The sequence below is a fragment of the Mesorhizobium sp. M0184 genome (assembly GCF_040322215.1).
GTDB lineage: Bacteria > Pseudomonadota > Alphaproteobacteria > Rhizobiales > Rhizobiaceae > Mesorhizobium.
In genome coordinates this window covers 179,752-199,655 of record NZ_JAMYSZ010000007.1, presented here as the reverse complement: position 1 = coordinate 199,655, position 19,904 = coordinate 179,752, and the positions used below count along the sequence as shown (strand labels likewise).

At 63.0% G+C, this 19,904-nt stretch carries 17 protein-coding genes and 1 pseudogene; 6 read left to right on the top strand and 12 right to left on the bottom strand.

Going from position 1 to position 19,904, the window contains the following annotated elements; all coding sequences use genetic code 11:
* Positions 1 to 15: 15 nt before the first annotated feature.
* A complete protein-coding gene (locus tag NKJ23_RS11865) occupies positions 16 to 774 on the bottom strand; it encodes a triose-phosphate isomerase (RefSeq protein WP_352680418.1) in 759 nt (252 codons plus the stop codon).
* A 10-nt stretch (positions 775 to 784) separates the two neighbouring features.
* Positions 785 to 1,549 carry a DeoR/GlpR family DNA-binding transcription regulator gene (locus NKJ23_RS11860; RefSeq protein ID WP_023676017.1) on the bottom strand — a complete coding sequence of 255 codons (765 nt, stop codon included), beginning with the start codon at positions 1,547 to 1,549 and terminating at the stop codon, positions 785 to 787.
* 255 nt (positions 1,550 to 1,804) lie between these two features.
* On the opposite strand from NKJ23_RS11860, the gene fba reads away from it, so the two are divergent.
* A complete protein-coding gene (gene fba, locus NKJ23_RS11855; RefSeq protein ID WP_352476544.1) occupies positions 1,805 to 2,869 on the top strand; it encodes a class II fructose-bisphosphate aldolase in 1,065 nt (354 codons plus the stop codon).
* Positions 2,870 to 2,916: 47 nt separating this feature from the next.
* Here fba and NKJ23_RS11850 read toward each other — a convergent pair whose 3' ends face one another.
* From NKJ23_RS11850 to NKJ23_RS11805, 10 genes are all read right to left on the bottom strand, one after another.
* Entirely contained in the window at positions 2,917 to 3,855 is a 939-nt protein-coding gene (locus NKJ23_RS11850) for a sugar phosphate isomerase/epimerase family protein (RefSeq protein WP_352680451.1), read from the bottom strand.
* Positions 3,855 to 5,372 (bottom strand): glycerol-3-phosphate dehydrogenase, encoded by a 1,518-nt coding sequence (locus NKJ23_RS11845; protein ID WP_352680417.1) that lies wholly within the window; start codon positions 5,370 to 5,372, stop codon positions 3,855 to 3,857. The genes NKJ23_RS11850 and NKJ23_RS11845 overlap by 1 nt, the downstream gene beginning before the upstream one ends.
* Before the next feature lie 19 nt (positions 5,373 to 5,391).
* Positions 5,392 to 6,432: a 2-hydroxyacid dehydrogenase gene (locus NKJ23_RS11840; protein ID WP_352680416.1), complete on the bottom strand. Its 1,041-nt coding sequence runs from the start codon at positions 6,430 to 6,432 to the stop codon at positions 5,392 to 5,394.
* Between the two features lie 7 nt (positions 6,433 to 6,439).
* On the bottom strand, positions 6,440 to 8,002 hold the full coding sequence (locus NKJ23_RS11835; RefSeq protein ID WP_352680415.1) for an FGGY-family carbohydrate kinase: 1,563 nt from the start codon (positions 8,000 to 8,002) through the stop codon (positions 6,440 to 6,442).
* Positions 8,002 to 9,126: an ABC transporter ATP-binding protein gene (locus NKJ23_RS11830; protein ID WP_352680414.1), complete on the bottom strand. Its 1,125-nt coding sequence runs from the start codon at positions 9,124 to 9,126 to the stop codon at positions 8,002 to 8,004. Before NKJ23_RS11830 ends, NKJ23_RS11835 begins: the two co-directional genes overlap by 1 nt.
* Positions 9,123 to 10,241, bottom strand: a complete 1,119-nt coding sequence (locus NKJ23_RS11825) for an ABC transporter ATP-binding protein (RefSeq protein WP_352680413.1) — start codon at positions 10,239 to 10,241, stop codon at positions 9,123 to 9,125. The genes NKJ23_RS11830 and NKJ23_RS11825 overlap by 4 nt, the downstream gene beginning before the upstream one ends.
* Before the next feature lie 4 nt (positions 10,242 to 10,245).
* Positions 10,246 to 11,103 carry a carbohydrate ABC transporter permease gene (locus NKJ23_RS11820; protein WP_352680412.1) on the bottom strand — a complete coding sequence of 286 codons (858 nt, stop codon included), beginning with the start codon at positions 11,101 to 11,103 and terminating at the stop codon, positions 10,246 to 10,248.
* A 9-nt stretch (positions 11,104 to 11,112) separates the two neighbouring features.
* Positions 11,113 to 12,036: a carbohydrate ABC transporter permease gene (locus tag NKJ23_RS11815; protein ID WP_352452414.1), complete on the bottom strand. Its 924-nt coding sequence runs from the start codon at positions 12,034 to 12,036 to the stop codon at positions 11,113 to 11,115.
* A gap of 152 nt (positions 12,037 to 12,188) precedes the next feature.
* Complete coding sequence (locus NKJ23_RS11810; RefSeq protein WP_352680411.1) at positions 12,189 to 13,634, bottom strand: ABC transporter substrate-binding protein; 1,446 nt, start codon at positions 13,632 to 13,634, stop codon at positions 12,189 to 12,191.
* Positions 13,635 to 13,678: 44 nt separating this feature from the next.
* A complete protein-coding gene (locus NKJ23_RS11805) occupies positions 13,679 to 14,653 on the bottom strand; it encodes a sugar-binding transcriptional regulator (protein WP_023676028.1) in 975 nt (324 codons plus the stop codon).
* Between the two features lie 227 nt (positions 14,654 to 14,880).
* Here NKJ23_RS11805 and NKJ23_RS11800 point away from each other — a divergent pair, with 227 nt between their 5' ends.
* The 5 genes and pseudogenes from NKJ23_RS11800 to NKJ23_RS11780 all read left to right on the top strand — a co-directional run.
* On the top strand, positions 14,881 to 15,924 hold the full coding sequence (locus NKJ23_RS11800; RefSeq protein ID WP_352680410.1) for a substrate-binding domain-containing protein: 1,044 nt from the start codon (positions 14,881 to 14,883) through the stop codon (positions 15,922 to 15,924).
* Positions 15,925 to 15,960: 36 nt separating this feature from the next.
* Positions 15,961 to 17,229, top strand: a complete 1,269-nt coding sequence (locus NKJ23_RS11795) for an ABC transporter substrate-binding protein (RefSeq protein ID WP_352680409.1) — start codon at positions 15,961 to 15,963, stop codon at positions 17,227 to 17,229.
* A 75-nt stretch (positions 17,230 to 17,304) separates the two neighbouring features.
* Positions 17,305 to 18,150 carry a carbohydrate ABC transporter permease gene (locus tag NKJ23_RS11790; RefSeq protein WP_352680408.1) on the top strand — a complete coding sequence of 282 codons (846 nt, stop codon included), beginning with the start codon at positions 17,305 to 17,307 and terminating at the stop codon, positions 18,148 to 18,150.
* Entirely contained in the window at positions 18,147 to 18,806 is a 660-nt protein-coding gene (locus NKJ23_RS11785) for a carbohydrate ABC transporter permease (protein WP_352680407.1), read from the top strand. The genes NKJ23_RS11790 and NKJ23_RS11785 overlap by 4 nt, the downstream gene beginning before the upstream one ends.
* Positions 18,755 to 19,819, top strand: a pseudogene (locus NKJ23_RS11780) (VWA domain-containing protein); the annotation flags it as partial. The gene NKJ23_RS11785 and the pseudogene NKJ23_RS11780, both read left to right, overlap by 52 nt.
* Positions 19,820 to 19,904 lie beyond the last annotated feature (85 nt).

The window sequence follows — 19,904 nt, the reverse complement described above, 5'->3', positions numbered from 1 at the left end:
TTCCTGTTTGATGCTTCAGATCGCCGCCGAGGCGCGCTTGAGGATGTCGATATAGCCGTCCGCCTGCCAGGCCGAGCGGCCGATGAACAAGCCGTCTATATTGGGCTGGCCGACCAGTTCGGCGGCATTTTGCGGATTGACGCTGCCGCCATAAAGCACCGGTGGCACCACCGGCAGCAGGTCGCGTGCGATTTTCTTGATCAGCGCCTGCTGCCTGTCGGCATAATCCGAACTGGCCGGCACGCCCTTGTCGCCGATCGCCCAGACCGGCTCATAGGCAAACAGGATCGTCGCCGCCTTCGCCGCGCCTTCGAGAAACTGCAGTGCGCCGTGCACCTGCAAGGCCAGCACCGCAGCGGCCTGCCCGCTGTCGCGTTGAGCCAAGGTCTCGCCGACGCAGATGAGTGGCACGAGACCGTGCTTCACCGCCGCCGCAGTCTTCAGCCCGACAGCCTTGTCGGCCTCGCCGAAATGCTCGCGCCGTTCGCTGTGGCCGAGCTCGACCATGTCGAGCCCGCAGTCTTTCAGCATGACCGGCGAGATCTCGCCGGTCCAGGCGCCGGCGTCGGCCCAATGCATGTTCTGCGCGCCGACCTTGATGCGCGTCGGCGACAGCGCTTTCCTGACCTCGCGGATCGCCGTGAAGGGCGGGATGACGAAAGGCTGGATGCGCTCGTCGAAACCGGGGGCGAACTCCGCCAGCGCCTCGGCGAAAGCCATCGCCTCGGCGAGCGTCTTGTTCATTTTCCAGCTGGTGCCGACCCAATAAACCATGCGTGCCCTCCTATTCTGCGATCACTGTCAGCGAAACGCCGGCACCATCCAGCGCGGCGCGCATCTGCGGCTGCGGCTCGCGGCCGGTGAAGACCGTGTCAAAGGCCTTGAGATCTGTCAGGAAGTGCAAGGCAGTGCGGCCGAATTTCCCATGATCGACCAGCAGATATTTGCGCGCTGCTGCGGCCATCATCAGCCGTTTGGTCTGGACCACTTCCTGATCCTGGTGAAAGGCAGAGGCACCATGGATGGCCGATGACGACAGAAACGCGACATCGGCGCGCAATGATTTCAGCGTGTCCTCGGCGAGCAGGCCGAAGAAGCCGTGAAACTTCTTGTTGTATTGGCCGCCGAGCGCAATCAGGTTGATGCCGGCAACGCCCGCCAAATCCTGGATGACAGCCAGATTGTTCGAGATCACCGTCAGCGGACGCAGATCGGCAAGATGCCGAGCAACGCCGCCCGCGGTTGAGCCGTCGTCGATGATCACCGTCTGACCCGGTTCGATCATCGTCACGGCAGCGGCGGCGATGCGCTTCTTCTCGTCGCCGGCCAGCCGCTGGCGGTAGCGGAAATCGCTCTCGAAAAGGCTGCTCGGCTGGATCGAGGCGCCGCCGCGCACCTTGCGCAGGAAGCCGCTTTCCTCGAGCTCGTCGAGGTCGCGGTGGACAGTCATCTTTGACACGCCGAAGCGTGAGGCAAGATCGTCGACACTGGCGGTGCCGATGTCCATCAGAAAATCCATGATGCCTTGGCGACGGCCGTCGCTCTTCATTTCCGCGGCTTCCTCGGGCAATCCGGTTCCGAGATATAACAGCAAACGTCGCACAAGCCACCAAATTTTTGTGATAATGTTATATCTCTATGGGATATCATGACGCTTCTGGTCGCGTCCTGTAACAAGAATTGCTGCCGGCCGAGCGCCCAGCGGTTGCGGTGCCGCGGAAATCCGGCCAGAAGCATCAGGGGCTCGACGACAACCGAACGGCCCGCAAACACTGGCTCGAAACCGGATACGGGAGACTACTGAGTGGCTCGCATCACACTGAGACAATTGCTCGATCATGCCGCCGAATACGGCTATGGCGTGCCTGCCTTCAACATGAACAATATGGAACAGGGTCTCGCCATCATGGAGGCCGCCGAGGAGACCAAATCGCCGGTTATCCTGCAGGCGAGCCGCGGCGCGCGAGCCTACGCCAACGATGTGGTGCTGGCCAAGCTGATCGACGCGCTGGTCGAAATCCATCCCGATATCCCGGTCTGCATGCATCTCGACCATGGCAACAACGAAGCCACCTGCGTCACCGCGATCCAGCACGGCTTCACCTCTGTGATGATGGACGGATCGCTGAAGGAAGACGGCAAGACGCCGGCCGACTACGCCTATAATTCCGGCATCACCCGTCGCGTCGTCGACATGGCGCATTGGGGCGGCGTCTCGGTGGAAGGCGAGATCGGCGTCCTTGGATCGCTGGAGATGGGCGGCGGCGAGCAGGAAGACGGCCATGGCGTCGAGGGCGTCATCAGCCACGACCAGCTGCTGACCGACCCGGTGCAGGCCGAACAATTCGTGCGCGACACCCGTGTCGATGCGCTGGCCGTCGCCATGGGCACCAGCCACGGCGCCTACAAGTTCAGCCGCAAGCCGGACGGCGCTGTACTGGCCATGAACGTCATCGAGGAAATCCACCGCCGTCTGCCGAGCATGCATCTCGTCATGCACGGCTCGTCCTCGGTGCCGGAGGAACTGCAGGAGATCATCAACAAATATGGCGGCCAGATGAAGCCGACATGGGGCGTGCCGGTCGAAGAGATCCAGCGCGGCATCAAGCATGGGGTGCGCAAGATCAACATCGATACCGACAACCGCATGGCGCTGACCGGTGCGATCCGCAAGGTGCTGACCGAGAACCCGAGCGAATTCGATCCGCGCAAATATCTGACGCCGGCAATGGCCGCGATGCGGAAGCTGTGCAAGGAGCGCTTCGAGCAATTCGGCACCGCCGGCAACGCACCGAAGATCAAGCCGCTGCCGCTGTCGGAAATGGCCAAGCGCTACAAGTCCGGAAGCCTCGATCCGAAATTTGGCTGACGTATTCCGATTCTGAGCAGGAGCTGCCTCAGCTCCTGCTCATCCGATCATGCTCGCGGCAAGAGATCGGCCCTGCCGGTCTCGATAAATGGTGCCCAGTAGTCGACCGACTCGCGGATCATGGCGATGACCTGGTGGTCGACGGGCTCGCGCTCGCGGAACGACAATTCGAGGCAGATCTCGTTGTCGACGCCGCCGCCACGGCGAACCGTCTCCAGCAGCTTTTCCGGCGTGATGCGGCCGTCGTTGTTGTGGGCGGCAATGAACGGCCAATGGCCACCCTTGTTCATCGACGACTGCTTGACGTGGATGATCGGCGATTGCCTGGGAAAGGCTTCGGCCCAGGCATAAGGGTCGGTGTCCGCCGGATTGCTCGAGGTCACGTCGCCATGGTCGATGTCGACCATCATGTTGAGCGGGACGGCCATGCCGGCCGCTTCGATCTCGCGCTGCAGTGCCCGGCAGCTTTCGATCGTATGGCCGAATTCGCGGCCGACCGACATCGGCTCCCAGAACAGGTAGGTCAAGCCGGCTGCTTTGGCATGCTCGGCGACCTCGCGCCAGCATTCCAGCGCGATGTCGAAAAGCCGCGCGCGACGTTCAGGATTGTCGTAATCCCGGTGGGTGAAGATCGCGAATTGCGTGCCCATGCCGGCGGCGCCGAGCTCGGCCGAAACTTCTGAAAAGGTCTTGAACCAGTCGACGTAGTAGCGCCGCACGTCGGCATCGGGATGGCCGAAATGATTGAGCCGGCCGTAAGGCCCGGTCATCGCGGAGGTCACGCGCACACCGGTGCGGTTGAGCGCGGAGCGGAACAGGCGGAGGAATTTCGAGATCGTCGCCGCCGGCCAGCCGGGATTGACGAATTCATGCGTGAGCTGCACGTCCCTGATGCCGATGTCGTAGGCGATCGCATCGATCAGATCGTCCGGTTCGGCGAAACGGTTGACCAGCGGATTGGTGTTGAGCGAAAGCGTAAAGGCCATCAGCCGGCCTTTGCCAGCCGGCTCGAGCACCAGTCCTCGAAGGCGGTTCTTTCCGCGGCGGACAGATGCAGGCCGTGCTTGGTGCGCCGTTCGAGAATATCGGCGGCGGTCTCGGCCCATTCATGCTCGAACAGGTAATTGGCTTCGCGCTCGAAAAAATCCTTGCCGAAGCGCCGGCCCAGTTCGGCGAGCGAGGTGGCCGCGCCGACCAGATCGCGCGTCCTTGTGCCGTAGAGCCTGCCGTAATGCTTGACCAGCGATGCCGGCATCCAGGGAAATTCATGGCCGAGGTCGCCCAGAAACTGCTCGAAATCGGCATTGGCGATATCGCCGCCCGGCAGGTGCCCTTTCGAGGTCCACGGCTTGCCCATTTTCGGAAAGAACGGGGCGATACGGTCGAGCGCGTGCTCGGCCAATTTGCGGAAGGTGGTGATCTTACCGCCGAAGACCGAAAGCAGCGGCGCCTGCCCAGCCGGTGCGTCGAGTTCGAATATGTAATCGCGGGTCACCGCGCTCGGATTGTCGGCATTGTCGTCATAGAGCGGCCTGACGCCGGAAAACGAGTAGACGACGTCGCTTCGTGCGAGCTGGCGCTTGAAGTAGCGATTGACTGCCTTGATCAGGTAATCGATCTCGCTCGCATCGGCGGTCACGTCCTCCGGCAGCCCTTCATAGGGAATGTCAGTGGTGCCGATCAGCGCCAGATCATTCTGATAGGGATTGATGAAGATCACCCGCTTGTCGCTGTTCTGAACGAGATAGGCCTGCCGCCCTTCCCAGAATTTCGGCACAACGATGTGGCTGCCCTTGACCAGGCGCACGTTGCGCCTGGAATTCTGGCCGGCGACGCGGTTGATGACGTCGTTGACCCAGGGTCCGGCGGCGTTGATCAGCGCCCGTGCCCGGACTGTGGTCCTGACGCCGGTTCGACCGTCGCGCATCTCCACCGACCACAGGCCGTTTTCGCGACGGGCGGCTGTGCAGGCGGTGCGGGTGAATATCCTGGCTCCGCGCTCAGCGGCGTCGAGCGCGTCGATGACGACCAGGCGAGCGTCATCGACCCAACAGTCGGAATATTCGAAGCCGCGCTTGAAGGCGTCCTTGATCGGCGCGCCTTCGGGCGCGGTGCGCAGGTCGAGCGTACGCGTGGCCGGCAGCCGCTTGCGGCCGCCAAGATGGTCGTAGAGGAACAGGCCGAGCCGGACCAGCCAGGCCGGCCGGTCATCGGGGCTGTGCGGCAGCACGAAGCGCATCGGCCAGATGATGTGCGGCGCGGATTCGAGCAGCACCTCGCGTTCGATCAGCGCCTCCCGCACCAAGCGGAACTCGTAATATTCGAGATAGCGCAAACCGCCATGAACGAGCTTTCCCGATCGCGAACTGGTGCCCTCGGCGAGATCGTCTTTTTCGCAAAGAATGACCGACAGGCCCCGGCCTGCCGCATCGCGCGCGATGCCGGCGCCATTGACGCCGCCGCCGATGACGAAGAGGTCGACGATTTCGGTTTCACCGCTCATCTCGCTCTATGCCCTGTCGTCAGCATGGATTGACCGGAGGCAGCCCGGCGATGTAGCGGCGCACTTCCTCGGCCGCCTGCTCGGCCGCGTAGGTCACGGTGCGTACCGACGCGCCGGCGATATGCGGCGTCAGCGTCACGTTCGGCAGTTGCAACAGCGGCCAGTCGGCAGGCACCGGCTCGACGGCGAACGTCTCCAGCATAGCGCTGCCGATCTGCCCCGAGACGAGCGCCTCGTAGAGCGCATCGTAGTCGACCAGCGGTCCGCGCGCGGTATTGACGAAGATTACGCCGGGTTTCATCCGGGCGATGGCGTTCTTGCCGATCAGGCCGCGCGTCTCCTCGGTGACCCGGGAATGCAGCGTGACCACATCGGAGCGCGACAGCAGATCGTCCAGCGCAACCAGTTCGACGCCGGCATTGCGGTCCTCGGCGCTCAATTGCACATAGGGATCGCAAACCAGGATGCGGCAGCCGAAGGCGCGCAGCAGGCGAACCAGCCTGGTGCCGATATTGCCGTAGCCGATGACGCCGACGGTCATTTCGTTGAGCTCGCGGCCGGTGCGATCGGCGCGGTAGAGATCGCCGCGCCATTCGCCCTTGCGCAAGGCTTCGTGACCGACGCGGATCAGCCGCGTTTCAGCGAGAATGGCGCCGATGGTGAACTCGGCCACGGCGCTGGCGTTGCGGCCGGGCACGTTGACCACGGTGATGCCGTGGGCCTTGGCGGCGGCCATGTCGATGTTGATCGGTCCGCCGCGCGAGACCGCAACCAGCGTGAGCGTGGGCAGGCGCTGCATCATGCTTTCGGAGAGCGGCGCAAGCTGGGTGACGAAGATTTCGGCGTCGCCGATGAAATCCACCACCTCGTCGGGATCGCCGAAATACTCCTTGACCTTGTCCAGACCAAGCGCGGCATTGCCGAATTGCATGGGCTCATCGGGCCAAGCGGTCTCAATGCTGCGGATGTCGAGGTTGTCGCCGCAGGCCGCCTCGATTTTCTCGCGAAACACTTCCGGAAGCATGAAGCGGTCGCCGATGATCGCAATTTTTTTGGGCATGCTCTTCTCAATTCACGTCAGTTTGTCTGGACGCGGCCATCGAACGCCAGACCGGCCGCAGCGCCTCATGCGCCAATGTGTAGGACGGAGCCATCGCCTCATAGGCAGCGGCAAGTTTCCGATCGCTGGGTTCGGCCGTACGGAGCAAAGGCGTGACCCATTCGCTGACGCAATCGTCCATCGATGCGTATTGGCCGACGCAGACCGCAGCAATCATTGCAGCGCCCGCAGCACCGGCCTCCTCGCGCTCGCTGGTGCGAATGTCGGCGCCGACCGCAGCACCCAAGATCTTGCGCAGAGCCGGGCTCCTGGCCGCTCCGCCGGTCAGGCGGATTTCCTTGGGCAGTGGCCCCATGGCGGCGTAGCAATCGCGTGCCGCGAAAGCCAGCCCCTCGAACACCGCGCGGACCATGTCGGCATAGCCGTGCCTGGACGAAATGCCGATGAAGCCGGCCCTGGCATTGGCATCGACGAACGGCCCGCGCTCGCCGGCCTCCGAGACATAGGGCTGGTAGAGCAGCGAGCCTGGCTCGGACGACGATATCCACTGGTCGACCAGCGCGATCATCTCGCCATTGGTCCGCGTAATACCTTGCGAGGCGAGAATGCCGGAGGCGAGGCCAAGGACCCAGTCGATATTGAGCGTTGCCGCCATGTTCGACTGCATCTGCGCAAAGACGCCGGGTGCCGGCATCGTCATCGTGTAGCCGGTTGCAGCCTCGTTGAGCAGAACCTCGTCCGGCGTTTCGGCAAGCCGCATATGCATTCCGGTGGAGCCGATGATCGAGCATCCCGGCTTGCGTTCGCGATCGAACAGGCCGGCGCCGAGCGCCGTGCAGGCGACATCGACATAGGCCAGAACGACCGGTGTGCCGGCGAGCAGGCCGGTCGCATCGGCTGCTGCCACCGACAGCGAGGTGCTTTGCCTGGTGCCATCGACGATGGGCGGCAGTAGATGCCGGAGATCGGTGACGCCGAGTACCTCGAGCACATCATCGCAATAGCCGCGCGTGCGGAAGTCGCCGAAGGTGAAGGTGCCCTCGGACGGGTCGGTGGCGCGGTGGCCGGTCAACTTGAAATAGAGCCAGTCCTTGCAGTGGAACGCCGTCGCTGCATTGGCAAGCATCGCGGGCATGTGGCGCTTCATGAACACGAACTGCGATCCCTGCTGGCAGGCAGCGAGCCCGCTCCCGGTCTTTTCGAAGCGCAGCCGGTCCTCCGGCCGCGCGCGGATCTCCTCGACGACCGCGGCAGCGCGCGCGTCGAGCCACAGCCAGCCCTTGGCAACCGGCTCGCCATCCTTGTCGATCAGCCAGGTACCGTCGCCCTGCCCGGTCACGGCGATGGCAATAGTCCGGCTGGCGAGATCCGGCACCTTGTCGGCAAGCTCGCGCAACGTCGTCGCGGTATCGGCCCAGGTGCGTGTCAGGTCCTGCTCGGCGCCGCCGCCCGGCAGTGTCTCGTATTTATTGGTCAGCGCGGCGGACGCGATCTGCCTGCCCGCCGTGTCAAAGGCGACGGATTTTATGACAGACGTGCCGGCGTCGATGCCGATCAGCACATCCTGCATCAAGCAAGCTCCGTGCCGTGCGAAATGGCATTGCCGCTCGCCTGATCGAAGACGTGAAGGTTTTTCGGATCGATGCTGATCTTGATCGGCGCGCCAAGCTCCAAGCGGGTTCGGTCATGTTCGACCAGGACCAGCGAACCGCCGGCGAAATCGGCGGCGATATGGGTCTGGTCGCCGAGCCATTGATTGGCCGAAACCGTCGCCGGCACACCATCCTTCGAGCGGCGGACCGCATAGGGCCTGACGCCGATGACGACGCGCTGCCGGTTGAGCAATTCGTCGCGAACCGGGCCGCTGAACGCATCCTTGTCGTAGTCGAGCGAAAGCCCGTCGGGCAGCTTGAGACTGATCTTGCCGGCAGCCGTGCCGACATAGGCCTCGAAGACATTCATCGGCGGCTCGCCGACGAAGGTGCCGGTGAACAGGTTTGCCGGCCGCTCCTTGAGCCTGTCAGGCGTATCGAACTGCTGCAGCACGCCGCCCTCCATGACAGCGATGCGATCGGCCAGCGCATTGGCCTCGGTCTGGTCGTGGGTGACCAGAATCGCGGTCAGGCCACGCTCCTTGATGAAATGCTTGATGCGGCCGCGCAGCACGGCGCGAAGCTGCGGCTCGAGCTGGCCCATCGGCTCGTCCAGCAGATGCAGGTCGGCCTCGCGGATCAGCGCCCGGCCGAGGCTGGCGCGCTGCTGCTGGCCGCCGGAGATCGAGCTCGGATAGCGCTCGAGAATGTCCTCGATCTCGAGCAGCTTGGCGATGTTGGCAACCTTTGCATCGACCGCACTCTTCGCCAGCCTGGCGGCCTTGAGGGCGAAGGCCATGTTCTCGCGCACGGTCAGCGGCGGGTAGAGCGAATAGCCCTCGAAGGCCATTGCGACGTTGCGCCTGACCGGCGGCAACGTGTGCACCTTGCGGCCGGCAACCGAGATGCTACCCCGCGAGACCTCTTCGAAGCCTGCGATCATGCGCAATGTCGAGGTCTTGCCGCAGCCGGACGAGCCGAGCAGCGCCACGATCTCGCCCTTGGCGATTTCCATCGTCAGGTTCTTGACGGCGTGTACGCCGCGGTCGATCGGACCGTAGAACTTGTCGACGCCCGAAATGGTGATTGCGGTCGGGCTCATGCCGCTTCTCCACTGCGCAAATTGACGACGTTTTTCGAGCCGATGCGCTCGCCGCTTGCACGATCGAACAGCAGGGCGCTTTTGCTATCGACGGCGATATGCGCCCTGCCCTCGGATTGGCCCGGTGTCCCGGACGGACGCGAAACCAGGATTTCACGGCCGCGCACGGTGCGCACCAGCGTGACGATCTTCTCGTTGAGCGGCGTCTCGGCCTCGACCGTCACCGGGATGGCGCCGGGCGTGCGTTCATCGACAAACGCCAGCGCCTCCGGCCGCAAACCGATCACGCAGTCGCGGCCGACCGCCGCCTCATGAGCGCCGGCAAGATGGACCTGGACGTTGGACAGGCCGACATAGATGCCCTTGGCGTCCCGCGCCGGCTTGACGTCCAGAAGGTTGATGGTCGGGTCGCCGAACAGCCGGGCAATTTCGACATTGGCCGGCTCGCGATAGATCTGCTCGGGCGTGCCGAGCTGTTTGACGACGCCCTGCGACATCACCGCGATGCGGTCGCCGAGCGCCATCGCTTCCTTGTAGTCCTGGGTGACGTAGATGACGGTCGCGCCACGATCCGCCAGCAGTCTTGGCAATTCCAGCCGCATTTCGAAGCGCAATTTGGCATCGACGTTGCGCAAGGGATCATCGAGCAGCAGCAGCGGCGGCGAGCCGACCAGGGCGCGGGCAAGCGCGGTGCGTTGCTTCTGGCCATTGGACAGCGCCCGCGGCTTATGGCTGAGCACATGGCCGATTTTCAACAGCTTGGCGACACTCTCGACGCCGGTCTTTATCGTGCCTTGCGATGAGTGCTTCGCCTGCAACGGCGTCGCAATGTTATCGAACGCCGTCATATGCGGGAACAACGCGAAGTTCTGAAATGCCATGCCGACGCCGCGGAACTCGGCGTCGAGATCGGTCATGTCCTCGCCGCCGATGAGTATCTTTCCCTCGTCGGGGTCGATGACGCCGGCCACCAGCCGTAGCAGCACGGTCTTGCCGGCGCCGGACGGCCCGAACAGGACCAGCGTTTCGCCGTCGGCGACGGTCAGCGACAGATTGTCGAGAACAGTCTGGCTTTTATAGCGCTTGACGATGTTTCGCAGTTCGAGGCTTGCCATCGGACTATCCTTTCACCGCGCCAAGCGACAGGCCTTCGACGAGATAGCGTTGCGCATAGAGCGCGAGCGCCAGCGTTGGCGTGATCGACAGCACGATCGCCGCCGAGATCTGGCCATACTGGATGCCCGAGGAGGTGATGAAGGCGAGCGCGCCGACCGTCACCGGCTGCTTGTCGGCCGAGGCGAGCACCAGCGCAAAAACGAAATTGTTCCAGGCAAAGATGAAGGCGAGCAGACCGGCAGCGGCAATGCCTGGGCCGGCGAGCGGCAGCGCGATCTTGCGGAAGGTGGCAAACCAGGAATGTCCGGCAATGCGGTAGGCGTATTCGATGTCGGCGGGAATGTCTTCGAAATAGCCGCGCACGATCCACAGGATCAACGGCAGGCAGATCAACTGATAGACCCAGATCAGCCCGATATAGGTGTTGGCCAGCCCGAGCTTCTGGAAATAGAGGGTGAGCGGCAGGAGCACCAGCAGCGCCGGCGCAAACCGGAACGACAGCAGCGTAAAGGCAATGTTCTCCGAGCCGCGGAATTTGTGCCGCGCAAAGGCGTAGGCCGCCGGAACGCCGAGCAGCAACGCGACGGCAACCGAGGTGACCGACAGGAAGACGGAATTCCAGAGGTTGCGCATGAAGGCGATGTCGAGCGTGCCGGCCGCCGTCATCAGCTTGCCGGTGATCAAGGCTGTGTAGTTGGCGAGCGTCGGCTCGAAGACAAGCTGCGGCGGAATCCGCAGGATTGTCTCATTGGTCTGGAACGACATCATCAGGATCCAGACGATCGGGAACATGAAGAAGATCACGACCAGCGCCAGGGCAATGCCGCGCAGGATGCGTTCGAGAAGCGAGGTGTGTTCCACGCCAGCCTCCTATGCCTGGCCGCGGGCGCGTTCGCGCAGTCGCAGCCAGTTCTTGATGAAAATGTTCGAGAGGAAATAGGTGATCGCCCACAGGATGATCATCAGTGCCGCCGAGCGGCCGACATTGGTCGACTGGAAGAAATTGAGATAGGCCTCGACCTGGAACACGGTCAGCGTGTCGCCCGGACCGCCCTGCGTCATGGCGTAGATGATGTCGAACTGCTGGATGGAATCAAGCAGGCGGAACAGGGTCGCCGTCAGGATGTAGGGGGTCAGCATCGGCAGAGTGATGCGGAAGAAGACGAAGCTGCGTGGCACGCCGTCGAGTGCTGCCGCCTCGAAGGGCTGCGTCGGCAGGCTGCGCAGGCCTGCAAGCAGCAGGATCATGATGAAGGGCGTGTAGACCCAGATGTCGACGAGCACGACGGTGAGCAGCGCCGTCGACGGAGACGAGGCCCAGCGGAAATCCTGCAACCCGATCAGGCTGGCGAGATAGCTGAGCACGCCGAAACCGGGATTGGTCATCAGCTTCCACATCAGCGCGGCGAGCGCCGGCGCCGTCATCAGCGGCATCAGCAGCATGATCGAGATGAAGTTGTTCAGCGTCGAGCGCTTTTGCAGCAGCATGGCGATGCCGAGACCGAGAAGCAGTTCAAGCACAACGGTGATGCCGGCGTAGAGCAGCGAGATCTCCAGCGTGTTCCAGAACTTCGGGTCGGTGAAGAAGGAGATATAGTTGTCGCCCCAGTTGAACTGCCGCGCCCAGGGTTGGCTCAACCGGTAGCGCTGGAACGAATAGACCACCGACGTCAGGAACGGGATCAGGATGCCGATGCAGACCAGCAGGGCCGGCAGGCTGAGGAGATAGGGCAGCACCCGCTTGCTGATCCTGAAGCCCGACGGCCTGTTTCTTTGTATTGTCGCCGCAGTCATCGGCCGCTCCGTCATCCTCTTGCTTCGCCGTCCCGGCCGCCCAAGGGAGCAAGGCGGCCGGTCGGGCGAGCAGGCGGCACCTTTCGGGACCGCGTCGCAAACGTATCACATCTCAAAGGCTGGCCCGCGGACGGGTCAGCCTTGGCCGCGGCTTAGCCGAGCCCGGCTTCCTTGAGCTGGCTGTTGATGCTCTCGGCCAGCTTGTCGAGGCCCTCGTCGACCGGCACTTCCTTGGCCACCATCTTCTGCAGCGTCGCCGCCCATTCGGTGGTGAGATCGAAGAACAGCGGCTGCGGGGTGAACTTGATGCTGGCGCCCGGCGCCGAGACGTCGAACATCTCGACATAGCCCGGATAGCTCTTGTTCAGCTTCTCGCGGAACATCTCGTCGTTCCAGACCGACTGGCGAACCGGATTGACGAAGTCCATCTTGGTCGCACCGAACAGTGCATGCTCGGGTCCAGATGCCCATTGCATGAAGTACCAGGTGGCGTCCTTGTCCTTGGAGAAGTTGGACATCGACAGCGACCAGATCCAGATATTGGGCGTCGGTGCCTTGGCGGCGGGATTGGCCTTGAACGCCGAGAAGGCGAGCTTGCCGGCCATCTTGTTATCGCCGCCATTCATGAAGTAGCCAAGGATGTCGGCGTCGTAAATCATCGCCGAAGCACCTGCACCGAGATCGGTGCCGACCTGGTACCAGGTGTAGGTCGACCAGTCCTTCGGGCCGCTCTCCTGGATCATCTGGACCCACTGCTTGTGGAAAGCCTTGGATTCGGCGGTGTTCATCGCGGCCGACAGCTTGCCGTCAGCCGAGACGTTCAGGTCCTTCTGGTCGAAATTGGCGTAGGCCGACAGGAAGCCCGGGTGGATCGTTGCCCAGGAGCGCGAGCCGCGCACGCCGATGCCGTAGACGCCACCGCCGACGTCCTTGGTGAGCTTCGCCGCCGTAGCGACCATCTCATCCATATTGCCGGGAACGCTGACGCCGACCTTGTCGAACATGCCCTTGTTGTAGGTGATGTTGTTCTGCTCGAAGCCCCACGGAATGCACCATTGCTTGGCGTCTTCAGAACCCAGCGCGCCGCCCGGCTGACCGTTCCAGGCGGTGGAACTCCTGACGCCGGGCAGGAAGTCGTCCCAGGCATATTTCGGGTTGGTCTTGGCCGGATCCTTGATCCATTCATTGAGGTCGGTGATCCAGCCGGCCGGACCGTAGGTCCAGGTCATGTAGGCGCCGGTCATGAAGGCATCGTATTCGGGCGAGCTGGCCGACAGCGCAGCGGTAACCTTGTCGAAATAGACGTCTTCGGGGAACACGTCATAGACGACTTCCATGCCGGTCAGCTTCTTGAAATTGTCGAGGTTGGCAATCATCGCATCGGCGTAAGGATGCTTGTTGAGCAGCAGCTTGATGGTCTTGCCCTTGTGCGCCTGCCAGTCGAAATCAGCCGCCAGGGCGCGGGTCTGCCCGAAATTGAGCAATGTGCCGGCGGTGCTGGCGGCAAGGCCCATTGCACCGAGGCCCTTGATCAGCCCACGGCGGTCGACTTGTCCACGCAGGAACGCGTCGATGAGGTCTTTCTCTTTCTCATGCATTTCTCTTCTCCTCCACAGGGTAGTTTCAACGAAATGGTTGCCGGCTACCCGACCGGCGTCTGTTCCACGAGCGATCGCGCCGTCCGCTCGTCGGTTATCAAGCCTTTGAGATAACGGCCCTCCAGCACTGACTTGATGGCGCGAACCTTCACCTTGCCGCCGGCGACGGCGACAATCCTGCGGTTGCTGATGTCTTCGCGCGCCAGTGCCAGCGCCCGGTCGGAAAGCGTCGTCGCAACGGCCTTTCCGGCATCGTCGAAGAAATGGCCGAGCAGTTCGCCGACACCGCCGTTGCGGCGGATCTCCTCCATCTCACCCTTCTCGATCATGCCGGTGGCGACAAGCGAGGCCTCACGTTCGGCGGTACCGATGCCGGCGATGAGCAAGTCGGCGGACTTGGCGAGGTCGAAGACATCGCTGACGCCTTTCTGCCCGAGCAATACTGTTCGATCCTCGACCGTGTTGGCGAACATCGGCACGGGCATCACATAGGCCTCCGCACCAGTCCGCTCGGCGACGCGGTGGATGACGTCATGCGGATTGGCCGAGAACTTGCGCGTCAGGCCGCCAAGCAGCGAGACGAAACGGATCCTGCCGGCCGATATGCGCGGCAGATATTCCACGCAGGCGGCAAGCGTGCGGCCGTGGCCGACGCCGATCAGCGCCTCTTCGCCGCGTTCGATCTCGCGCTTGAGAAACTGCGCGCCAGCAATGCCGAGCGCCTTGAGCGGCAGGTCTTCGGCATCGAAGTCCGGAACCACCTCGCAGTAGTCGAGGCCGTACCGGCCGGACAACTCATCCTCAAGCTCCACGCATTCGGAGACTTCGCCGTCGATGTAGACTTTGACCAGGCCTTCCTGATTGGCCTTGGTGATCAGGCGATGCGCCTTGAGACTGGTCAGGCCAAGCCGTTTGGCGACCTCCGACTGGGTCAGGCCGCCGGCATAGTGAAGCCAGGCGGCACGGGCTGCCATGCCGGTCTCATCGTCGCGCAGCAGGCCGTTGCCAAAACCAACCATTTCCGCCCTTTGATATTTTTATCAGTTGCTGCAAAATTTTTCACAAGGCGTCGCCGGAGTCAAGCAACCGCTGCGTTTAAATCTCCGGCCAGGAGCTTGCCGGCCGGGGCCGAATAGGGCCGCGCTAACCAACGGGCAAGAAACAACACCGACCGCGCGCCATTTAAAACGTTTGCAATTTCGCTTGAACTGATTACAAACGTTTCAAACTTCGTTCGGGAGGAACGATGCCGGCCCGCGTTACCACCCTCAAGGAACTTGCTGCGCAGCTCGGCCTGTCGATCACGACCGTTTCGCGCGCCCTTGCCGGTCACGAGCAAATTGCCTTGAAAACGCGCCAACGTGTCGCCGAGGCTGCGCATCAGGCCGGCTATGTGCCGAACACCGCAGCCCGCACGCTGGTCTCCGGCCGCAGCGGCTTCGTCGGCATGGTACTGCCGATCCGCCGTCCCAATCTGGTCGATTCCTTCCTCGGCGAATTCGTCACCGGATTGGGCGAAGGGCTGGTTTCGCACGGCTCCGACCTGATCCTGGCCGCAGCGGCGCAAGGCCAGTCGGAACTTTCCGTGCTTCGCCATGTCGTCGAATCCGGGCGCGCCGACGGCGTCGTCGTCACCCGCATCGCCGAGGTCGACGAGCGGCTTGCCTATCTGCGCCAACGCAATTTCCCGTTCGTCGCGCATGGCCGGCTACTCGACGGCGACTTTACCTACCATTGGCTCGATACCGATGGCGCGCATGCTTTCGGCGAGGCCTTCGACATGCTCTACGATCTCGGACACCGCCATTTCGGCCTGGTGACGATTTCCGAGCCGATGACATTTCGCCATCTCAGACAGGACGGGCTCGCCGCCGCGATCGCCCGCCGGGGCGATCCGTCCGTCAGCCTCGATGTGGCGACGGCGCCGCGTTTCGATCGCGGTGCCCGCATCCAGGCAATCAACCGGCTTCTGCACGCCACCGAGCGGCCGACGGCGATTGTCACACTGTTCGACGAGCTGGCGCTGACTGTGATGGAAGAGGCGGGGCGCGCCGGACTTGCCATTCCTCGCGACCTTTCGGTGATCGGCTTCGACAACATAGCCGCCTCCGCCTATGCGCCGCCGGGGCTGACCACTTTCGACGCCTCGATCCGCCGGTGCGCGCGCGAGATCGGCGAGATGCTGCTGACCGTCATCGGCGACAGGCCGGACGCGCCACTGACGCGGCTGGTCCGGCCGACACTTGTCTCGCGGGCAAGCCATGGCCCGGCACCCACAGGACGGAACTGACGCCTTAGCGGCGCACAACCAGGGAGGAAGACGACGATGAATGCGTTGAGGACATTGGCAGGTGCGGTGCTGGCGTTGTCGCTTGCTGCCGGCGCAGCACAAGCCCAGCAGGTGTTGTTCTGGTCGACACAGGCGCGACCAGTGGAAGAGACACAGAAGATGCGCAGCGAAGTGCTGAAGGGGTTTGACGGCCAGGTCGACTATCAGGTCGCCGAGGACGGGCCCTGGCTCACCCGCCTTCAGGCCGAACTGCAGGCCGGCTCCGGCACCATAGGCGTGCTCGGCGGCCTGCACGGAGACTTCTCCACCGTCGGCGCGAACCTTGTCGATCTCTCTGGCGTCGATCTCGGTGGCGTCAAGGTCAACGAGACCTACAAGAAGCTCGGCATGCTCGGCACCGGCGAGCAGAAGTACCTGCCATGGATGCAGGCCACCTTCCTGATGGCGGCCAACAAACAGGCGCTGCAATATCTGCCGGCCGGCACCGATCTCAACACCATCACTTATGACCAACTGATCGAGTGGGCGAAAAACATCGCTGAAAAGACCGGTTCGCCCAAATTCGGTTTTCCGGCCGGCCCGAAAGGGCTGAAGCACCGTTTCTTCGAGGGTTTTCTCCTTCCATCGTATACCGGCTCGATGGTGACGAAGTTCCGCTCGGCGGAGGCCGAGACGGCGTGGAATAAGTTCAAGGAATTGTGGCAATACACCAACCCGAATTCGACCAACTATGCCTTCATGCAGGAGCCGCTGCTGACCGGCGAAGTCTGGGTGGCATTCGATCACGTGGCGCGCCTCGCCGACGCCTTCAACCAGAAACCCGACGAGTTTGTCGCCTTCCCGGCGCCGGCTGGCCCGGCAGGCCGCGGCTACATGCCGGTGGTGGCCGGTGTCGCTGTCCCGAAGACCTCGCCTGACATGGACAAGGCCAAGGCGCTGGTCGCCTATATGCTGAAACCGGAAACCCAGATCGCGACGCTGAAGGCGACAAACTTCTTCCCCATCGTCGACGTCAAGCTGCCAGACGACATGCCGGCCTCGGTGAAGGCCTTCAGCCGAGTGATCGCCACCATGACCGGAGCTCCCGATGCGTTGCCGGCGCTGCTGCCGATGGGACTTGGCGGCCTCGGCGGCAAGTTCAATCAGATCTACACCGACAGCTTCGAGCGCATCGTGCTCGGCGGCGAGGATGTGCACGGCGTGCTCGACGAACAGGCGACGGCGCTGAAGGCGATCATCGACCAGGCGAAGGCGCCATGCTGGGCGCCCGACAAGCCCTCACAAGGCGCCTGCCCGGTCGATTAAGAATCCTCCCGGGCGTCCGGATTTCCAGCGCGCCGGGCGCCCACCCCTTTTGAAGCTTCGAATAGAGAGCGCTCCATGCACAGCAAGGCCCTGCCCTATCTGCTGCTGACGCCGGCGACGCTGTTCCTCTGTGTCTTTTTCCTCTACCCGTTCGTGTTGGTCGCCTTCGAGGCGTTCACCCGCGACGGCGGTTTTACGCTCGACAATTTCCGCACCATGGCGGGCGGCTGGAAATTCCCGGTCACGGTTCGCAATACGCTGCTGCTGAGCGCCATCGTCGTGCCGATCCAACTGGTGATGGCGCTGCTGATGGCAACGGTGGTGTCGCGGCTTGAAACCGGGCGCAGCGCTGCGCTTTACATCTTCGCTATTCCGCTCGGCATCTCCGATCTCGCCGCCGGGCTGATCTGGCTCGCCATCTTCGACCAGTCCGGCTTCCTGAACACCTTGCTCTCCAATTTCGGCGTCATCGACAGGCCGGTCATGTTCCTCGGCTACCAGAGCAAGCTGACGATCTTCATCGCCGTGGCGCTGGCCGAGATATGGCGTGCGACCGCCATCATGATGGTCATTCTGGTCGCCGGCATGGGGCTGATCCCCCGGGAATACTACGAGGCGGCGGAGGTTTTTGGCGCTAGCCCGTGGAAGCGCTTCATCAAGATCACGCTGCCTCTGCTGCGCCCAAGCCTGCAGACGGCGATCATCCTGCGCGTCATCCTTGCCTTTGAGGTCTTTGCCGTGGTTGCAGCACTCGGCGGCACCAATCTGCCGGTGCTGATGGGCGAGACCTACAATTGGCAGTTCACGCTGCAGGACCACAATGTCGCCGCCGCCATGGCGCTGTTCATCCTCGCCATCTCGATCGGCTTCACGCTGTTCTTCCTGCGGGTGCTGCGTGTGCCGAAGGAGACTCGTATATGAGCACTGTCGCGGAGCTCTCGATCGCCGCGCCTGAGGCCCGCAAAGCCGGCAACTGGTTGCTGGTCGCAACGGTCATCCTGCTTTGCGTCTGGGTGCTGCTGCCGATCTATCTGTTGATCGTCAACGCGCTGTCGTCGCCGGAAGAGGTGACCGCCTTTCCCAAGCGCTTCTTCCCGTCATTCGATTTCGGCAGCCTTTCTTTCTTCATCAATTTCGCCGGCGTCGCCAAGGCGCTGTGGAACTCCGTTCTCGTCGCCACGCTGACGATGCTCCTCTCGATCGGCTTCGGCGCACCCGCGGGCTACGCGCTGTCGCGCTTCGAATTCCCGGGCAAGGAAACGTTCCGTTTCCTTGTGCTGATGACCCGCGCCTTCCCGCTGCCGCTGCTGGCGCTGCCGCTGGCGGTGATGTTCATCCGCACCGGCCTCGACGACACCGCGATCGGGCTGGCGCTGGTCCACACCACGCTGGCGCTGCCGTTTGCGGTGCTGATCACCTTTTCGCTGTTCTCCGGCATTCCCGTCGAGCTGGAGGAGGCGGCCTGGACGCTCGGCTGCACGAGATTGCAGGCTGGTTCGATCCCGAAACCACCAACGCCCTTTGAAAGCGGCGTGGCGGCCTTGGCCGGTCGGCGCCGCGCGTCGCGCAATGGATGAGCGACATTCGCTCCTTCTTTCCGGCGCAGGTCGTCCAGATCGTCCAGAAGGACGCGTTCGAACGGCTGGACCTGAAGCAGATGCTGATGGAACCGGAATTCCTCAAAGCGATCGAGGCTGACGTCAATCTCGTCGCCGACCTGATTTCGCTGCGCTCGGTCATGCCGGCCAAGACCAAGGACATTGCCCGGACGATCATTGCCGATATCGTCGGCAAGCTGATGCAGAAGCTGGAGCAGAAGACCGCGGAGGCGATACGCGGCGCTCTCGATCGATCGAGACGCACCAACCGCCCGCGTGCACGCGATATCGACTGGCAGCGCACTATTTCGGCGAACCTTCGCCACTATCAACCCGAGCATAGGACCATCGTGCCGGAGAAACTGGTCGGCTTCATGCGCAAGCAGCGCCGGCTTGTCGATCTGGATGAGGTCGTTCTCTGCGTCGACCAGTCCGGCTCGATGGCAAGCTCGGTGGTCTACGCCTCGATCTTCGCGGCGGTGATGGCCTCGCTGCCGGTTGTGCGCACGAAGCTTGTCTGCTTCGATACGGCGATCGTCGACCTGACCGAAGAGCTCAGCGATCCCGTCGAGGTGCTGTTCGGCGTGCAGCTTGGCGGCGGCACCGACATCAATCAGGCGGTCGCCTATTGCGCCGACCGTATCGAACGGCCCACCAAGTCGCATCTGGTGCTGATCACCGATCTCTATGAAGGCGGTAATGGCCAGGATCTGCTGCGGCGACTGGCAGCGCTGGTTCGATCCGGCGTAAATGTCGTCGTGCTTCTGGCGCTGACCGATCAAGGCCGGCCCGGCTACGATCCCACAATGGCAGGCTCGGTAGCAGCCCTTGGTATTCCCGTCTTTGCCTGCACGCCGGATCTGTTTCCGGACATGATGGCTGCGGCCTTACGCCGCGACGATATCGGAGCATGGGCGGCAGGCGCCGACATCAAGGTGGTCCGCGCCGAAACGCAGGCGTCGAGCCACCCATCACCAACTGCCACAGTTTGACAAAACGCGGTCCGCGCCTATGGTCGACCTGTTACACAGGAGCGGTGCATGGCGACAGCAACCGACTGCATTTTTGGCGGGTTTT

Coding starts and splice junctions, on each gene's coding strand:
- NKJ23_RS11850 (WP_352680451.1), bottom strand. CDS start 3,855: ATGGCCTTTACGCTTTCGCTCAACACCAATCCGCTGGTCAACCGTTTC.
- NKJ23_RS11810 (WP_352680411.1), bottom strand. CDS start 13,634: ATGCATGAGAAAGAGAAAGACCTCATCGACGCGTTCCTGCGTGGACAA.
- NKJ23_RS11860 (WP_023676017.1), bottom strand. CDS start 1,549: ATGAAGAGCGACGGCCGTCGCCAAGGCATCATGGATTTTCTGATGGAC.
- NKJ23_RS11865 (WP_352680418.1), bottom strand. CDS start 774: ATGGTTTATTGGGTCGGCACCAGCTGGAAAATGAACAAGACGCTCGCC.
- NKJ23_RS11805 (WP_023676028.1), bottom strand. CDS start 14,653: ATGGTTGGTTTTGGCAACGGCCTGCTGCGCGACGATGAGACCGGCATG.
- NKJ23_RS11835 (WP_352680415.1), bottom strand. CDS start 8,002: ATGCAGGATGTGCTGATCGGCATCGACGCCGGCACGTCTGTCATAAAA.
- NKJ23_RS11790 (WP_352680408.1), top strand. CDS start 17,305: ATGCACAGCAAGGCCCTGCCCTATCTGCTGCTGACGCCGGCGACGCTG.
- NKJ23_RS11840 (WP_352680416.1), bottom strand. CDS start 6,432: ATGCCCAAAAAAATTGCGATCATCGGCGACCGCTTCATGCTTCCGGAA.
- NKJ23_RS11785 (WP_352680407.1), top strand. CDS start 18,147: ATGAGCACTGTCGCGGAGCTCTCGATCGCCGCGCCTGAGGCCCGCAAA.
- NKJ23_RS11800 (WP_352680410.1), top strand. CDS start 14,881: ATGCCGGCCCGCGTTACCACCCTCAAGGAACTTGCTGCGCAGCTCGGC.
- NKJ23_RS11845 (WP_352680417.1), bottom strand. CDS start 5,372: ATGAGCGGTGAAACCGAAATCGTCGACCTCTTCGTCATCGGCGGCGGC.
- NKJ23_RS11830 (WP_352680414.1), bottom strand. CDS start 9,126: ATGAGCCCGACCGCAATCACCATTTCGGGCGTCGACAAGTTCTACGGT.
- NKJ23_RS11815 (WP_352452414.1), bottom strand. CDS start 12,036: ATGACTGCGGCGACAATACAAAGAAACAGGCCGTCGGGCTTCAGGATC.
- NKJ23_RS11825 (WP_352680413.1), bottom strand. CDS start 10,241: ATGGCAAGCCTCGAACTGCGAAACATCGTCAAGCGCTATAAAAGCCAG.
- NKJ23_RS11795 (WP_352680409.1), top strand. CDS start 15,961: ATGAATGCGTTGAGGACATTGGCAGGTGCGGTGCTGGCGTTGTCGCTT.